At 69.9% G+C, this 16,220-nt stretch carries 12 protein-coding genes; 11 read left to right on the top strand and 1 reads right to left on the bottom strand.

Features of this window, described 5'->3' with window-relative positions; all coding sequences use genetic code 11:
• Positions 1-65 precede the first annotated feature (65 nt).
• Positions 66-740: an HAD family hydrolase gene (locus ASG48_RS09090; protein WP_055848424.1), complete on the bottom strand. Its 675-nt coding sequence runs from the start codon at positions 738-740 to the stop codon at positions 66-68.
• Between the two features lie 164 nt (positions 741-904).
• Here ASG48_RS09090 and uraH point away from each other — a divergent pair, with 164 nt between their 5' ends.
• From uraH to ASG48_RS09035, 11 genes are all read left to right on the top strand, one after another.
• The gene (uraH, locus tag ASG48_RS09085; RefSeq protein ID WP_055848420.1) at positions 905-1,267 is read left to right on the top strand and encodes a hydroxyisourate hydrolase; all 363 of its coding nucleotides are present in this window, start codon (positions 905-907) and stop codon (positions 1,265-1,267) included.
• A 2-nt stretch (positions 1,268-1,269) separates the two neighbouring features.
• Positions 1,270-2,733 carry a xanthine dehydrogenase small subunit gene (gene xdhA, locus ASG48_RS09080; RefSeq protein WP_055848417.1) on the top strand — a complete coding sequence of 488 codons (1,464 nt, stop codon included), beginning with the start codon at positions 1,270-1,272 and terminating at the stop codon, positions 2,731-2,733.
• Positions 2,733-5,123, top strand: coding sequence for a xanthine dehydrogenase molybdopterin binding subunit (gene xdhB, locus ASG48_RS09075; protein WP_082529370.1), 2,391 nt, complete (start codon positions 2,733-2,735; stop codon positions 5,121-5,123). Before xdhA ends, xdhB begins: the two co-directional genes overlap by 1 nt.
• Before the next feature lie 52 nt (positions 5,124-5,175).
• The gene (xdhC, locus tag ASG48_RS09070; RefSeq protein ID WP_055848413.1) at positions 5,176-6,054 is read left to right on the top strand and encodes a xanthine dehydrogenase accessory protein XdhC; all 879 of its coding nucleotides are present in this window, start codon (positions 5,176-5,178) and stop codon (positions 6,052-6,054) included.
• Positions 6,055-6,064: 10 nt separating this feature from the next.
• Positions 6,065-7,597: an ABC transporter ATP-binding protein gene (locus tag ASG48_RS09065; RefSeq protein WP_055848410.1), complete on the top strand. Its 1,533-nt coding sequence runs from the start codon at positions 6,065-6,067 to the stop codon at positions 7,595-7,597.
• Positions 7,597-8,730, top strand: coding sequence for an ABC transporter permease (locus ASG48_RS09060; protein WP_055848409.1), 1,134 nt, complete (start codon positions 7,597-7,599; stop codon positions 8,728-8,730). Before ASG48_RS09065 ends, ASG48_RS09060 begins: the two co-directional genes overlap by 1 nt.
• Positions 8,727-9,653, top strand: a complete 927-nt coding sequence (locus tag ASG48_RS09055) for an ABC transporter permease (protein WP_055848407.1) — start codon at positions 8,727-8,729, stop codon at positions 9,651-9,653. Before ASG48_RS09060 ends, ASG48_RS09055 begins: the two co-directional genes overlap by 4 nt.
• Before the next feature lie 62 nt (positions 9,654-9,715).
• Complete coding sequence (locus ASG48_RS09050; protein ID WP_055849643.1) at positions 9,716-10,771, top strand: BMP family ABC transporter substrate-binding protein; 1,056 nt, start codon at positions 9,716-9,718, stop codon at positions 10,769-10,771.
• Positions 10,772-11,261: 490 nt separating this feature from the next.
• Positions 11,262-12,527: a urate hydroxylase PuuD gene (locus ASG48_RS09045; protein ID WP_055848404.1), complete on the top strand. Its 1,266-nt coding sequence runs from the start codon at positions 11,262-11,264 to the stop codon at positions 12,525-12,527.
• Entirely contained in the window at positions 12,524-13,927 is a 1,404-nt protein-coding gene (gene guaD / locus ASG48_RS09040) for a guanine deaminase (RefSeq protein WP_082529418.1), read from the top strand. The genes ASG48_RS09045 and guaD overlap by 4 nt, the downstream gene beginning before the upstream one ends.
• Positions 13,928-14,177: 250 nt before the next feature.
• Positions 14,178-16,217: an alpha-1,4-glucan--maltose-1-phosphate maltosyltransferase gene (locus ASG48_RS09035; protein ID WP_200939587.1), complete on the top strand. Its 2,040-nt coding sequence runs from the start codon at positions 14,178-14,180 to the stop codon at positions 16,215-16,217.
• The last annotated feature ends 3 nt before the right edge of the window (positions 16,218-16,220 follow it).

Genomic DNA, 16,220 nt, shown 5'->3' with positions numbered 1-16,220 from the left:
GACCGGGGTATCAGAGGAAGCGCCGGGCGATCAATGCGCGCGGCGCCCGCTCGCGGCGCTTCGCGTCAGCGCCGGCCGCCCAGTTCGTCGAGATGGCGCAGCATGTCGGCCGGGTCCTCGTAGACGCGGTAGGCGCCGGCCCGCTCCAGCTCGTTCTCGCCGTAGCCCCCGCACAGGAGGCCGACGCCGAGCGCCCGGCAGCGCTGGGCGGCCAGCATGTCCCAGATCGAATCGCCGACGACGAGACAGGTCGCGGGATCGACCCCGAGCCGCTCGGCGGCCGCCACGAAGAGATCGGGATCGGGCTTGGCGTATTTGACGAGGTCGCGCGTGACGACGGGCACCTTGCCGGGATCGACGCCGAGCTTGTCGAGATTGTACCGGGCCGTCTCCATGCGCCCGCTGGTCGCGATGGCCCATTTCAGGCCGATCGCGTCGAGCGCCGCCAGCAGCGCCACGGCGCCGGGCAGCGGCACGATTTGATGGGCGAGCCGGCCATAGGCCTCGGCATGGCGCGCCCGCAGCCGCTCGCTGCGCTCGGGCGTGATCTCGATATCCGTCTCGCGCAGGAGCTGGTTGGTGAAGAGCCCGCCGCTCATGCCGATCTTGCGGTGGATGCGCCAGACCGAGAGCTCGATGCCCTCCGCGTCCAGCGCCTCCTTCCAGGCCAGGACATGCTGGTAGACGCTGTCGACGAGCGTCCCGTCGAGGTCGAAGAGGAAAGCCGTCTCCTGGCGCATGGCGCATCTCCGAACGAGGCCTGACGGGCGAGGCGATGCCGCCGGGCGACGGCGGGAAACGCTTCGCGCGAAACTGCGCGGCGCGGCACCGTTTCCGCTTGCCGCCGCCGCCGGGCGCGGTGCAGACTGCTTGACCGGACGGTCAAAAAACGAGGCACCCCTGCATGGCCGAAGGCGACGCCCGGTTGACGACACATGTGCTCGACACGAGCACCGGCAAGCCCGCGAAGGGCATTCCCGTCGCGCTGTTCCGCCTGGCCGGCGACGCGCGCGAGCCGGTCGCCGAGGCCGTGACCAACGCGGACGGGCGCTGCGACGCGCCGCTGATGGCGGGCGAGACCTTCCGGATCGGCACCTACGAGCTCGTCTTCTCGGCCGGCGCCTATCTCGATGCCACGGCCGGCGCGCTGCCGGAGCCGAAATTCCTCTCCGACATCGTCATCCGCTTCGGCATGGCCGAGGCGCGCCACTATCACGTGCCGCTGCTTCTCAGCCCCTACGGCTTCTCGACCTACAGGGGCAGCTGAGGATGGAGAGCGCCGCCGCCACCCGCCCGATCCGCTTCGTCCTCAACGGCGAGGAGCGCAGCGTCGAGGGCGTCGCTCCGACCACGACGCTGCTGGAGCATCTGCGCCGCGCCGAGCGGCTGGTCGGCACGAAGGAGGGCTGCGCGGAAGGCGACTGCGGCGCCTGCACCATCCTGATGATGGAGCCGGACGAGACGGGCGGGCTGACGCGCCGGGCGGTGAACGCCTGCATCCAGTTCCTGCCGAGCCTCGACGGGCGCGCCGTGGAGACGGTGGAGCACGTGATGGGGTCGGGCGATCATCCGCTGGCGGCCGAGATGGTGGAGCGCCATGCCAGCCAGTGCGGCTTCTGCACGCCGGGCTTCGCCATGCAGCTCCACGCCGGCTGGATGAACGGCTCGATCGTCGACCGCCAGTCGGTGAAGGACCTCGTCTCCGGCAATCTCTGCCGCTGCACCGGCTACGGGCCGATCGTCGAGGCGGGGCTCGCCCTCAAGGACGCGCCCCGGCCGGACACGCGCGCGGCGGACGAAGCGCTCGCCGCCCGGCTCGGCGAGATGCGCGGCACGGCGCCCTTCCTCTACGCCCACGAAGGCAGGCGCTTCGCCTCGCCGGGCGATGTCGACGCCTTCGCCGATCTCTATGCCGCCGACCCGCAGGCGACCGTCCTCGCCGGTGCGACCGATATCGGCCTCTGGGTGACCAAGCAGCATCGCGACCTGCCCTCGCTTCTCGACATTTCGCGGGTGCGCGACCTCGCCCATGTCGAGGAGGGGGAGGGGCGGCTCTATTTCGGCGCCGCCGTCACCCATCGCATCGTGCACGAGCGGCTGGGGGCGCTTCACCCCGACATTGCCGAGACGATGCGGCGCTTCGCCGGCTATCAGGTGCGCAATGTCGGCACGATCGGCGGCAATATCGCCAATGGCTCGCCCATCGGCGACCTGCCGCCGCTGCTCATCGCGCTCGGCGCGGTCCTCCATCTTCGCCGCGGCGACGACATGCGCGCCCTGCCGATCGAGGCCTTCTTCCTCGACTATGGCCGCCAGGACCGGGCGGCGGGCGAGTTCGTCGTTGCCGTCGAGGTGCCGGTTCTCGACGCGTCGCACCGCTTCTTCGCGCACAAGATCTCCAAGCGGCGGGAGTCCGACATTTCCGCCGTCATGGCCGCCTTCCGCCTGACGGTCTCGAACGGCACCGTCGCCGAGGCGCGGCTGGCCTTCGGCGGCATGGCGGGCACGCCGAAGCGCGCGCCGCAGGCGGAAGCCGCGCTTCTCGGCCGGCCCTTCGACGCGCAAGCGGCCGAGCGCGCGGCGCTGGCGCTGGCGCAGGATTTCACCCCGCTCACCGACATGCGCGCCTCGGCGGCCTATCGCCTGAAGGCGGCGCAGAATCTCCTGCGCCGCTTCCAGATGGAAGAGGCGGGCGAGGCGCCGCGCCTCGACGCGCTGGCGGAGGCGGGCTGATGGACGAGACCCGCATCCAGGACCGGGGCGTCGCCGGCACCGTGCCGGCCGCCGATCTCGGCGAGGCGCCGGCCGCCGTCACGCCGATCCGCGGCGGCGTCGCCGCGCCGCTCGCCCATGACAGCGGCGCCAAGCACGTGTCGGGCGCGGCCCGCTACATCGACGACGATCCCGAACTGCCGGGCACGCTGCAGATCTACATCGCCATGGCGACGCGCGCTCATGCCCGGCTCGTCTCGGTGGACCTCTCGGCCGTGCGCACCGCGCCGGGCGTGCGCGCGGTCCTGACGGCGGACGACATTCCCGGCCGGAACGACTATTCGCCCGTCTTCGGCGACGATCCGATCTTCCCGAACGACAGCGTGCACTATGTCGGCCAGCCGATCTTCGCCGTCGCCGGCGAGACGCTGGCGGCCGCGCGCAGCGCCGCAAGGCTCGCCCGGATCGACTACGAGGACCTGCCGGCGGCGATCTCGATGGACGAGGCGATCGCGGCGGCGGACGCTGCCGGCGAGGACCTCCTCCCGCCGCACGAGATGAGGCGCCGGCACGCCGTGGCCGCGCTCGAGGCCGCCCCGCTGCGGGTGCGCGGCCGGCTGGAGGTCGGCGGGCAGGACCATTTCTATCTCGAGGGCCAGATCGCCGTCGCCGTGCCGATGGAGGACGGCGACGTCCTGGTGAAGTCCTCCACGCAGCACCCGTCGGAAGTCCAGCACAATGTCGCCAAGATGCTGGGCGTGCCCGACCATTGCGTGGTGGTGGAGGTGCGGCGCATGGGCGGGGGCTTCGGCGGCAAGGAGAGCCAGCCGGCGCTCTTCGCCTGCGTCGCCGCGCTCGCGGCGGTGAAGACCGGGCGGCCCGCCAAGTGCCGGCTCGACCGCGACGACGACATGGAGATGACCGGCAAGCGCCACGAGGCGCGCGTCGAATACGATCTCGGCTTTTCCGAGGACGGTCGGCTCGTCGCCGCCGACCAGCGCCACTTCATCCGCTGCGGCTATTCCAAGGACCTTTCGGGCGCCATCGCCGACCGGGCGATGTTCCATGCCGACAATGCCTATCTCATCCCCGCCGCGCGCATCCGCTCGCGCCGCCTCAAGACCAACACCGTCTCCAACACGGCCTTTCGCGGCTTCGGCGGCCCGCAGGGCATGATCGGCATCGAGCGCGCGTTCGACCACGCGGCCTTCGCGCTGAAGATGGACCCGCTCGATCTTCGCAAGGCCAATTTCTACCCCGCCGACGGGTCCGGATCGACGCCCTACCACATGGCGGTGACCGACAGCGTGATCGCGCAGATGGTGGAGGAACTGGAGGTCTCCAGCGACTATCGCGCCCGCCGCGCGGCGGTTTCGGCCTTCAACGCGGGGAACACGGTGCTGAAGAAGGGGCTGGCGCTGACGCCGGTGAAGTTCGGCATCTCCTTCACCACGAGCCATCTCAACCAGGCCGGCGCGCTCGTCCATGTCTACAAGGACGGATCGGTGCAGTTGAATCACGGCGGCACGGAGATGGGGCAGGGGCTCTTCACCAAGGTGGCGCAGGTCGTGGCGCAGGAGTTCCAGATCGACGTCTCGCGCGTGAAGATCACCGGCACGACGACGGCCAAGGTCCCCAACACGTCCGCGACGGCGGCCTCGTCGGGCTCCGACCTCAACGGCATGGCCGCGCAGGCGGCCGCGCGCACGATCAAGACCCGCCTGATCGACTTCGCCGCCGAGACCTACAAGGTCGACAGGGAAACCGTGATCTTCGAGGGCAACAGCGTGCGCGTCGGCAACGCGCTGAAGCGCTTCGAGGATCTCGTGGGCGAGGCCTATCTCGCCCGCGTCTCGCTCTCCTCCACCGGCTTCTACGCCACGCCCGGCATCCATTACGACCGCGAGAGCGCCAGCGGCACGCCCTTCTACTACTTCGCCTACGGCGCGGCCTGTTCGGAAGTCGCGATCGACACGCTCACCGGCGAATACCGGCTCCTGCGCGCCGACATCCTGCACGATGTCGGCCGTTCGCTGAACCCGGCGCTGGATCTCGGCCAGATCGAGGGCGGCTTCATCCAGGGCATGGGCTGGCTGACGAGCGAGGAATTGTGGTGGGACAAGGCGGGGCGCCTTCGCACCCACGCGCCCTCCACCTACAAGATCCCGACCGCCGGCGACCGGCCGGACGACCTGCGCATCGCGCTCTGGGCGAAGGGCGAGAACCGCGCGGCGACGATCTATCGCTCCAAGGCCGTGGGCGAGCCGCCCTTCATGCTGGCGATCTCGGTCTTCTCGGCCCTGACCGACGCCGTCGTCGCCGCCGGAAACGGCCGCGCCTTCCCCAGTCTCGACGCGCCGGCGACGCCCGAACGCGTGCTGGACGCGGTCGAAGCGGTGCGGGGGGCGTGAGAATGGCGCGACGCTCCCGCCTCTCCGCCCGGCCGCAGGGAAGGCCGGCCCCGTGACCCTTCCCGCCGGCCATCTCGCGACCCTTCTGGCCCGCGGCGAGCCCACGATCCTCGTCACCGTGACGCAGGCCTACGGCTCGACGCCGCGCGAGGCGGGGGCGGCGATGGCGGTGACGGCCGGGGGGAGCGCGGGCACGATCGGCGGCGGGCGGCTGGAATACGACGCCATCGCGCGGGCCCGCGCCATGCTGGTGTCCGGCGATGCCCGGGGCGAGATGGCCGTGCCGCTCGGGCCGGAGATCGGGCAATGCTGCGGCGGGCATGTCCGCCTCTCCCTGCGGCGCCTCGACCGCGCGCTTCTCGGCGAGCTGGACGAGGCCGAACGCGCCAATCGCGCGTCGCTGCCGCTGGCGCTGATCCTCGGCGCCGGCCATACCGGCCGCGCGCTGGCGCTGGCGCTCTCGCCGCTGCCGATCCGCACGCGCCTCGTCGACACGCGGCCCGAGACGCTTCGCGACGGCCCGGCCGGCGTCGAGACGGTGGCGGCGGCGCTGCCGGAGGCCGAGATCGAGGCCGCGCCCGCCGGCACCGCCTATCTCGTGATGACGCACGATCACGGGCTCGACTTCCTCCTCGCCGCCGCAGCGCTCGGGCGCGCCGATGCGGCCTATGTCGGCATGATCGGGTCGCGCACGAAGGGCGAGCGCTTCCGGCGCCACCTCGCGGCCGAGGGGCGGGGGGCGGAGTTCACGCGCCTGACGCTGCCGATCGGGGGCAGCGCGCTGCGCGACAAACGGCCGGCCGTCATCGCCGCTTTGACGGCTGCGGAAATCGTCGTCTGCCTGCTTTCCAAGCAGGCCGAATCCTTGCATGATCGCTTCGCAAGTCCGGCGTCCGCTCATCCCGGTGCCATCGTCCGATCAAGGGGATAGCGCGTTTCCCATGGCGCCACGGCTCGAACTTTCCGGCATCACGAAGCGCTTCCCCGGCGTCGTCGCCAACGAGTCCGTGTCCTTTTGCGTGGCCCCCGGCGAGATCCACGCGCTGCTCGGCGAGAACGGCGCGGGCAAGTCGACGCTCGTCAAGATCATCTACGGCGTGCAGCGCGCGGACGAGGGCGAGATGCGCTTCGATGGCGCGCCCGTGCAGGTCTCCTCGCCCGGCGAGGCGCGGCGCCTCGGCATCGGCATGGTGTTCCAGCATTTCTGCCTGTTCGAGGCGATGACCGTGCTCGAGAACATCGCGCTCGGCATGGACGAGCCGCCGCCGCGCCGCGAGCTCGAGGCCCGCGTGCGCGCGGTGATGGAGCAGTACGGGCTGGTGCTCGATCCGCAGCGCGAGGTGCACACGCTCTCCGTCGGCGAGCGCCAGCGCATCGAGATCGTGCGCGCGCTTCTCGGGCGCCCGAAGCTCCTCATCATGGACGAGCCGACCTCGGTGCTGACGCCGCAGGAGGTGGAGCTTCTGTTCCGGACGCTGCGCCAGCTCTCGGCGGAAGGCTGCTCGATCCTCTACATTTCCCACAAGCTCGGCGAGATCAAAGCGCTGTGCTCCACCGCGACGATCCTGCGCGGCGGCAAGGTGGTGGGCAGCTGCGACCCGAAGGTGGAGACGACGCGCTCCATGGCCGAACTGATGATCGGCGGCTCCCTGAAGGCGCTGACGCCGAAATCCGGCGGGGCGGCGGGGGCGGAGCGCCTGACGGTCTCCAATCTGTCCGCGCCCGGCGCCCCGCCCTTCGGCACGAGCCTCAAGGACGTCGCCTTCACCGTGCGGGCGGGCGAGATCTTCGGCATCGCGGGCGTTGCCGGCAATGGGCAGAACGAGCTCCTCGAAGTCCTCTCGGGCGAGCGCGACGCCGGCGTCACCGGCTCCATCGCCATCGACGGGCGCGAGGTGGCCGCGCTCGGCGTCTCGGCCCGGCGCCGGCTCGGCCTTGCCGCCGTGCCCGAGGAGCGCAACGGCCATGCGGCGGTGCCGGGCCTGACGCTCGCCGAGAACGCCATCCTCTCGGCGCGCGGCCGCAAGGGCCTCGCCAGAGGCGGCTTCCTCGATCTTGGCGCGGCCCGCGCCTATGCGGACGGCGTCATCAAGGCCTTCTCGGTGAAGGCGACGGGCGCCAGGGCCCTGGCGGGCAGCCTGTCGGGCGGCAACCTGCAGAAATTCATCATGGGCCGCGAGATCGGGCAGGAGCCCTCCGTCCTCGTCGTCTCGCAGCCGACCTGGGGCGTCGACGCGGGCGCGGCCTCCTTCATCCGCCAAGCGATGATCGATCTCGTGGCGCGCGGCGCCTCGATCGTCGTCGTCAGCCAGGATCTCGACGAACTCCTCGAACTCTGCGACCGGCTCGCCGTCATCAACGAGGGGCGCCTCTCGCCGTCCATGGAGGTGAAGGGCATCTCCATCGAGCGCGTCGGGCTGCTGATGGGCGGCGTCCACGGCGAGGCCCCGTCCGAAACCGCCGAGGCCGCGTGATGGCGCTCGCCTTCGTCCCACGGCGCGAGCCGAGCCGCGCCATGCTGGTCGCCACGCCGGTCCTGGCCGTGGCGCTGACGCTCGTCACGGGCGCCATCGCCTTCACGCTGCTCGGCTATGACGGGTTCGGCGCGGTGCGCGAGATCTTCGTCACGCCACTCTTCAATCCCTATCGCTGGCAGGACCTCCTGGTGAAGGCGGCCCCGCTCGCCATCATCGCCATCGGCCTGTCGGTCGGCTTCCGGGCCAATGTCTGGAACATCGGCGCCGAGGGGCAATACGTCTCGGGCGGTCTCGCCGGCACCGGCGTCGCGCTCCTGACGATGGACATGACGGGGATCTGGATCCTGCCGGCCATGATCCTCGCCGGCCTCCTCGGCGGCATGGCGGCGGCCTCGATCCCCGCCTTCCTGCGCGTGCGGCTCGGCGTCTCCGAGATCCTGTCCAGCCTGATGCTGAACTACGCGATCATCCAGCTCCTCTACTACCTGATGCGCGGGCCCTGGAAGGACCCGATGGGCTTCAACTTCCCGCAGACGGCGATGTTCTCGGCCGATCAGACGCTGCCGATCGCCGTGCCGGGAACGCTGATCCATCTCGGCGTGCCCGCCGCGCTGGCGCTGGCGCTCGCCGCCTTCGTGCTCGTCACGCGCACGGTCGCCGGTTTCCAGGTGCGCGTCGTCGGCCTCAGCGCCCAAGCCGCGCGCTACGGCGGCTTCCGCGAAAGCCGCGTCGTCTGGATGACGCTCCTGATGGGCGGGGGCTGCGCCGGGCTTGCCGGAATCTTCGAGGCGGCCGGCCCCTTCGGGCAGATGGTGCCGCAGTTCCCGACCGGCTACGGCTTCACCGCCATCATCGTCGCCTTTCTCGGGCGCCTGAACCCGATCGGCATCGTCGCCGCCGCCCTCGTCCTGGCGCTGACCTATGTCGGGGGCGAGAGCGCGCAGACGACGATCGGCCTGCCCTCGGCCGCCGTCGGCGTGTTCCAGGCGATGATGCTGTTCTTCCTCCTCGCGGTGGACATCCTGGTGCGCTACCGCCTGTCCTTCGGGACGGGTGCCGCCGCCCCGCCGGCCGCAAGGGCCGTCGCGCGGCCCGGCGAGACGCCCGTCACCGAGGGAGCCCGCGCATGAGCGCCGCCTTCGCCGTCGCCGTCATCGTCGCCATCGTCGCGGCCTCCACGCCCATCCTCCTCGCGGCCCTAGGCGAGCTGGTGGTGGAGAAGGCCGGCGTCCTCAATCTCGGCGTCGAGGGCATGATGCTGATCGGCGCCGTCTTCGCCTTCATCGTCTCGGTGACGACGGGCTCGCCCGCGCTCGGCTGCCTCGCCGCGATGGGCGCGGCGGCCGCCGCCTCGCTGATCTTCGGCTATCTCACGCTGACGCTGACCGCCAATCAGGTGGCGACGGGCCTTGCGCTGACCATCTTCGGCACCGGCGTCTCGGCGCTGGCCGGCGCCTCCTATGTCGGCATCACCACCAGGACGCTCGGGCCGATCTTTCCCGACGCCTTGTCGGCCGATCCGATCCTGCGCGTCCTCTTCGGCTATTCGCCCATCGTCTACCTCTCGCTGCTCCTCACCCTCGGCGTCTGGTGGTTCCTCAAGCACAGCCGCGCCGGCCTCATTCTGCGCGCGGTGGGCGAGTCCGATTCCTCGGCCCATTCGATCGGCTATCCCGTCCTCAAGGTGCGCTATCTCGCCGTGCTCTTCGGCGGGGCGATGGCCGGCCTTGCGGGCGCCTACTATTCGCTGGTGCTCACGCCCATGTGGGCCGAGCGGCTGACGGCCGGGCGCGGCTGGATCGCCATCGCGCTCGTCGTCTTCGCCTCCTGGAAGCCGGGGCGCCTTCTCGTCGGCGCCTATCTCTTCGGCACCGTCATCACGCTGGAACTGCAGGCCAAGGCCGCCGGCTGGTCGCTGCTGGCGCCCGAGTTCCTCACCAGCCTTCCCTATCTCGCGACGATCCTCGTCCTCGCGCTGATCTCCGGCCGGCGCGTCTCGGCGCGCAACGCGGCGCCGGCCTGCCTCGGCAAGCCGTTCCGCGCCACGGCCTGACCTCGACACGAACGCCTTTTGCAACGGAGCCTTCCATGATCATCACCACCCGCCGCCGCCTGATGCAGGGCGCCGCCGCGCTGACGCTCGCCGCCTCCTTCGGCGGTGCCGCCCTCGCGCAGGACGCCAAGCCCGTGAAGGCCGCCTTCGTCTATGTCGGCCCCGTCGGCGACTTCGGCTGGACCTACGCCCACGACCAGGGCCGCAAGTTCCTGGAGAAGGAGATGGCGGGCAAGGTCACGACGAGCTTCGTGGAGAACGTCGCCGAGGGGCCGGACGCCGAGCGCGTCATCCGCCAGCTCGCCCAGGACGGCAACGACATCATCTTCACCACCTCGTTCGGCTTCATGAACCCGACGATCAAGGTGGCCAAGCAGTTCCCGAACGTGAAGTTCGAGCATGCGACGGGCTACCAACAGGCGCCCAACATGGCGCTCTACAATTCGCGCTTCTACCAGGGCCGCGCCGTGCTCGGCACGATCGCGGGCATGATGTCGAAGAGCGGCAAGGCCGGCTACATCGCCTCCTTCCCGATCCCGGAAGTGGTGATGGGCATCAATGCCTTCACGCTCGCCGCCCGCAAGGTGAACCCGAACTTCGAGACGCAGGTCGTCTGGGTGAACTCCTGGTACGATCCGGCCAAGGAGGCGCAGGCCACCGGCGCGCTGCTCGACCAGGGCGCGGACGTCATCACCCAGCACACCGATTCGCCGGCGCCCCTGCAGGAGGCCGAGAAGCGCGGCGCCATCGCCTTCGGCCAGGCCTGGGACATGACGAGCTTCGCGCCGAACGCCCAGATGACGGCGATCGTCGACAATTGGGGCCCCTACTATGTCAGCCGCATCAAGGCGGTGCAGGACGGGAGCTGGACCAACAGCAATGTCTGGCTCGGCATGAAGGAGGGCGAGGTCGCCATGGGCCCGTTCAACGAGAAGATGCCGGCGGACGTGAAGGCCGCCGCGCAGAAGATCGTCGACGAGACCAAGGCCGGCACCTACGAGATCTTCACCGGCCCGATCAAGGACCAGTCGGGCGCGGAGAAGATCGCGGCCGGCACGGTGATCCCGGACGGCGATCTCCTGAAGATGGACTGGTATGTCGAAGGCGTGAAGAACTGACACGACCTGCCACCATCGCGGCAAGGCCTGGCGCCATTCCTCTCCCCTGCGGGGAGAGGGTGGACCGCGCGGCGGGCCGGGTGAGGGGGCGGCGCAGCCGCGGCATCGCTGGAAGGTTGCCCCGCCTTGCCGTCCCTCATCGCCCTGCCGGGCACTTCTCCCTGCAGGGGAAAAGAAAGCAGCTTGGGCGTGGCGCGCTGAAACTGTCTCTGGCATCGGTCGGTGACGGTCCTTTCGTTTCACGCTACAGCATCGGCCCGAGAATCGGACTCGATTTTCGGAAAGCCTGATGCGTAGAATCAAAGAGTTGGTGCGTGTTTTAGACGTCCGAATCGACGCTCGGCGCTCCAGACAAGTCCCGAGGGGCGCCGTGGCGCCCCTTTCCATGCCCGTTTCCGCCACCGTCTCCTGAACGGCCGGAAACAGACGAGGGCACGTCGATCGCAATCGGAGGCCGCGCGACAAGGGGGCGCGCCTCGGGGGCCGACTGATGGCGACTTACTTCTCCGAATGGCTGCAATTCGCGGTGCGCTGGCTGCACGTGGTGACGGCGATCGCCTGGATCGGCTCGTCCTTCTACTTCGTGGCGCTCGATCTCGGCCTGCGCCGGCAGCGCGAGCCCGTGCCGGGCGTCGGCGGCGAGGCCTGGCAGGTGCATGGCGGCGGCTTCTACCACATCCAGAAATACATGGTCGCCCCGGCCCATATGCCCGAGGACCTCACCTGGTTCAAATGGGAGAGCTACGCGACGTGGCTGTCGGGCTTCGCGCTCCTCTTCCTCGTCTACTATGTCGGGGCCGACCTCTTCCTCATCGATCCGCAGAAGGCCGATCTCTCGGTCTGGAGCGCCAGCGCCATCGGCATGGCGGGCCTCGCGCTCGGCTGGGTCGTCTACGACGCGCTCTGCAAGTCTCCGCTGCGCAAGAACGACTCCGCGCTCCTGGCCGCGCTCTTCGTATACGTCGTCCTGGCCTCCTACGTCTTCGCCCAGCTCTTTTCCGGGCGCGGGGCCATGCTGCACACGGGCGCGATGATCGCCACGATCATGACCGCCAACGTCTTCCTCATCATCATCCCCAACCAGAAGATCGTGGTGGCGGACCTCAAGGCCGACCGGACGCCCGAGGCCCGGCTCGGCGCGGAGGCCAAGCAGCGCTCCCTGCACAACAACTACCTGACGCTGCCGGTCATCTTCCTGATGCTCTCCAACCACTACCCGCTGGCCTTCGCCACGGAGTGGAACTGGGTGATCGCGGGTCTCGTCCTGCTGATGGGCGCCGTCATCCGGCACTATTTCAACACCTATCACCGCACCCATCGCAAGCTCTGGTGGTGCTGGGGCGTTGCCGCACTGCTCTTCGCGGCCGTCGTCACCCTGTCGGGGTCGCCCGGCTGGCGCGAGGCGCCGCAGGGCGAGGCCGCCGCCGCGCCGCGCCAATGGGGCGGGGACCCGCAGGTCGCGCTCGCGGCCTCCGTCCACATGGACGCGGTGGAGGGCATTGTCCTGTCGCGCTGTTCCATGTGCCACGCGGCCGCCCCGCTCTGGCCGGGCATCGCGCATGCGCCGAAAGACATCCGCCTGGAGACGCGCGACGAGATCGTCCACCATGCCGGGCTGATCGAGCGGCAGGCCGTGCGCAGCCACGCCATGCCGCCCGGCAACGTCACCGGCCTGGAGCCGGCCGAGCGCGAGACGCTGGCGCAGTGGATCGCCTCGGGCTCCGGACGCTTCGCCGCGACGGCCGACGCGCGATGAGCTCCGCCCCCGACGCGCGCCGCCCGGGCGGTTCGCTGGCCATTCGCGGCCGCCTCCTCTCCTTCGACGTCGATCCCGCGACGGGCGCGGGGCCGACCTATGTCGAGGACGGGCTTCTCGTCGTCGAGAACGGCCTCATCGCGGCCATGGGCGAGGCCTCCGCGCTTCTGGCGGGCCTGCCGGCGGGCATGGAGGTCGTCGACCATCGGCCGCATCTCGTCCTGCCGGGTCTCGTCGACACCCATCTCCATCTGCCGCAGACGCAGGTCATCGCCTCCTACGGCGCGGAGCTGATGGAGTGGCTGCAGAAATACACCTTTCCCGAGGAGAGCCGCTACGGCGATCCGGCCGTCTGCGAAGCCGCCGCGCGCTTCCTGCTGGACGAACTGGCCGCGAACGGCACGACGACGGCCGCCGTCTACTGCACCTCGCATCCCGAAAGCGTCGCCGCCTTCATGGAGGAGGCCGACCGGCGCTCGCAGCGCATGGTCGCCGGCAAGGTGATGATGGACCGCAACGCGCCGCCGGCCCTTCTCGACACGGCGACGCGCGGCTACGACGAGACGCGCGCGCTCGCCCAGCGCTGGCACGGGCGGGGCCGGCTGGAACTTGCCATCACGCCGCGCTTCGCGCCGACCTCGAGCGAGGCGCAGCTGGAGGCGGCAGGCGCGCTGGCCGCCGATTTCCCGGACATGGCGATCCAGACCCATCTGTCGGAGAACCTTTCCGAGATCGCCTTCGTCGCCGAACTCTTCCCCTGGGCCGGCGACTATCTCGCCGTCTACGAGCGCTACGGCCTCGTGCGGCGGCGCGCGCTGTTCGGCCACTGCATCCACCTGACCGAGCGCGAGCGCGCGGCGCTCGGCGAGGCGCGGGCGAGCGCCGTGTTCTGCCCGACATCCAATCTCTTCCTCGGCTCCGGCCTCTTCGACCGGGCGGGCGTCAGCGCGGCCGGCGCCCATGTCGGGATCGCGACCGATATCGGCGGGGGCACCAGCTATTCCATGCTGCGCACCGGGGCCGAGGGCTACAAGGTGCTGGCGCTGCGTGGGCAGAAGCTGCCGGCCTTCGAGGCCTTCCACATGATGACGGCGGGCAACGCCGCCGCCATGGGGCTGGAGAACCGCATCGGGCGTCTGGCGCCCGGCTTCGAGGCCGATATCGCCGTGTTCGACACGGGGGCGACGCCCGCCATGCGCCGGCGCCTGTCGCGCGTCGAGACGCTCGCCGAGGAACTCTTCCTCCTGATGACGCTCGGCGACGAGCGCGCGACGGTCGCCACCTATGCCGACGGCCGCCGCCTCTTCGAGCGCGGCGGCGCCCTGCGCCGGCCGCTGGCGGCCCGCCAGACGGAACCGGCGCGTCTTTCGGCGGGAGAGGGGCGGAGCGCGCAGCAATAGGCGCTTTGCCGGCAAGCGTCCTGCGATGGCGGATGCGGCCGGAACAACCGGTGGGCAGGGCGGTTAATCCCCGCGAGAGGCGGATTATTGCACTGCGTCCGCGCCCGCGGACTGGAAATGGGCCGGCCGGTCCCTATCCCTTACTCCCGAACGACCATCCGCCGTCGCGTTCCGCCGCTGCCCGCCGAGGGCACGGTCGGGAGGCCCGCAACCCATGTCGCCAGTCGCCACAAGCCGAAGAGGGACGCCCATGTCCGATGCCGTCGAAGCCGTCGTCAAGGCGAAGAAGGCTCCGAAGCAGGAGGAGGGCGGCGCGGTCGAGCACCGTCTCATGGCCCTTGCTGAGAACCGCATCGCCATCGAGGGCGTGACGCCCGAGATCGACGGCGGGCGCTTCGCGGTCAAGCGCGTCGAGGGCGAGCCCCTCGTCGTTGAGGCCGACGTCTTCGGCGACGGTCACGACAAGATCGCCGCCGCCCTCGTCTACGGCCCGTCGGACGCGCCCTTCTCGGGCGAGGTGCCGCTGACCTTCGTGGAGAACGACCGCTGGACGGCGAGCGTGACCTTCGACAGGCCGGGGCCCTACCGCTATTCGATCATCGCCTGGCGCGACATCTATGCGACTTGGCGCGACGAGGCGAAGAAGAAGCGCGACGCCGGCAAGCTGACCGATCTGGAACTCACCGAGGCGCGCCATCTCGTGCGCGACGCGCACGGGTCCGGCCGCGGCTCGGTCGAGGACCGCGCGGCGCTGGAGGCGCTGTCGAAGCGCCTCGACGAGTACGCCGCCAAGGGCGACGGCGAGGGCCAGTACGCGCTGATGCAGGAGGAGGCGACGGTCGCGCTCCTCTCCGCGGCGGGGCTGCGCGTCAACCTCTCGCGCTACGATCACGACGTGCCGGTCTGGGTGGACCGCACGGCGGCGGCCTTCTCGGCCTGGTACGAGATCTTCCCGCGCTCGCAGTCGGGCGACGTGAACCGCCACGGCACGTTCGACGATGTGATCGCGCGCCTGCCCGAGATCGAGGAGATGGGCTTCGACGTCCTCTACTTCCCGCCGATCCACCCGATCGGCAAGACGAACCGCAAGGGGAAGAACAACACGCTGACGCCGGGCGAGACCGATCCCGGCAGCCCGTATGCGATCGGCTCGGCCGACGGCGGCCACGACGCGCTGCATCCCGAACTCGGCACGTTCGAGGATTTCGCCCGCCTCGTGAAGGCGGCCAAGGGCCACGGGCTGGAGATCGCGATCGACTTCGCCATCCAGTGCTCGCCCGACCATCCCTGGATCAAGAGCCATCCCGAATGGTTCGACTGGAGGCCGGACGGCACGATCAAGTTCGCCGAGAACCCGCCGAAGAAATACGAGGACATCGTCAACGTCCATTTCTACCGCGGCGCTCTGCCCTCGATCTGGTACGCGCTGCGCGACATCGTGCTGTTCTGGCTGGACAACGGCGTGCGGATCTTCCGCGTCGACAATCCGCACACCAAGCCCTTCCCGTTCTGGGAATGGATGATCGCCGAGGTGCGCAAGGTCGATCCGGGCGCGATCTTCCTCGCCGAGGCCTTCACGCGGCCCAAGGTGATGAAGCGCCTCGCCAAGGTCGGCTATAACCAGTCCTATTCCTACTTCACGTGGCGCAACCTGAAGTGGGAGCTCGAGGCCTATCTGAACGAGCTGACCGGCGAGGAATGCGCCGAGTACATGCGGCCGAACTTCTTCGTCAACACGCCGGACATCAACCCGGTCTATCTCCAGGTCTCCGGGCGTCCGGGCTTTCGCACGCGTCTGGCGCTCGCCGCCACGCTCGGCGGCAATTACGGCGTCTATTCCGGCTTCGAACTGTGCGAGTTCCTGCCGGTGCCCGGCAAGGAGGAGTATCTCAACTCGGAGAAATACGAGATCCGCGCCTTCGACTGGAAGGCGCCGGGCAATATCCGCGACGACATCGCCTTCTTCAACCGCCTGCGCCGCGAGGAGCCCGCGCTGCACGACTTCCGCAGTCTGGCCTTCTTCAACTTCTACAACGACCGCGTCCTCTACTACGCCAAGCGCACGGCCGATCGTTCCTCCTATCTCCTCTTCATCGTCACGCTCGACCCGCACCAGCCGCAGGGCGGCCATTTCGAGGTGCCGCTCTGGGAGTTCGGCCTGTCCGACGACCGCTCGGTGCGCGTTGAGGACATGGTCACCGGTCAGCGCCATGTCTGGCAGGGCAAGATGCAGCATTGGTGGCTGAACCCGGCCGAGCGGCCCTACGCGGTCTTCAAGATCACCGTCTGAGGC

Source organism: Aurantimonas sp. Leaf443 (assembly GCF_001425575.1).
Classification (GTDB): domain Bacteria; phylum Pseudomonadota; class Alphaproteobacteria; order Rhizobiales; family Rhizobiaceae; genus Leaf443.
The sequence above is the reverse complement of the archived record's forward strand: the minus strand, read 5'-3'. Positions and strand labels throughout refer to the sequence as shown.

Excerpts from the sequence above, each read along its gene's own strand:
- ASG48_RS09090 (WP_055848424.1), bottom strand. The coding sequence starts at position 740 with ATGCGCCAGGAGACGGCTTTCCTCTTCGACCTCGACGGGACGCTCGTC.
- uraH (WP_055848420.1), top strand. The coding sequence starts at position 905 with ATGGCCGAAGGCGACGCCCGGTTGACGACACATGTGCTCGACACGAGC.
- xdhA (WP_055848417.1), top strand. The coding sequence starts at position 1,270 with ATGGAGAGCGCCGCCGCCACCCGCCCGATCCGCTTCGTCCTCAACGGC.
- xdhB (WP_082529370.1), top strand. The coding sequence starts at position 2,733 with ATGGACGAGACCCGCATCCAGGACCGGGGCGTCGCCGGCACCGTGCCG.
- ASG48_RS09065 (WP_055848410.1), top strand. The coding sequence starts at position 6,065 with ATGGCGCCACGGCTCGAACTTTCCGGCATCACGAAGCGCTTCCCCGGC.
- ASG48_RS09060 (WP_055848409.1), top strand. The coding sequence starts at position 7,597 with ATGGCGCTCGCCTTCGTCCCACGGCGCGAGCCGAGCCGCGCCATGCTG.
- ASG48_RS09055 (WP_055848407.1), top strand. The coding sequence starts at position 8,727 with ATGAGCGCCGCCTTCGCCGTCGCCGTCATCGTCGCCATCGTCGCGGCC.
- ASG48_RS09050 (WP_055849643.1), top strand. The coding sequence starts at position 9,716 with ATGCAGGGCGCCGCCGCGCTGACGCTCGCCGCCTCCTTCGGCGGTGCC.
- ASG48_RS09045 (WP_055848404.1), top strand. The coding sequence starts at position 11,262 with ATGGCGACTTACTTCTCCGAATGGCTGCAATTCGCGGTGCGCTGGCTG.
- guaD (WP_082529418.1), top strand. The coding sequence starts at position 12,524 with ATGAGCTCCGCCCCCGACGCGCGCCGCCCGGGCGGTTCGCTGGCCATT.
- ASG48_RS09035 (WP_200939587.1), top strand. The coding sequence starts at position 14,178 with ATGTCCGATGCCGTCGAAGCCGTCGTCAAGGCGAAGAAGGCTCCGAAG.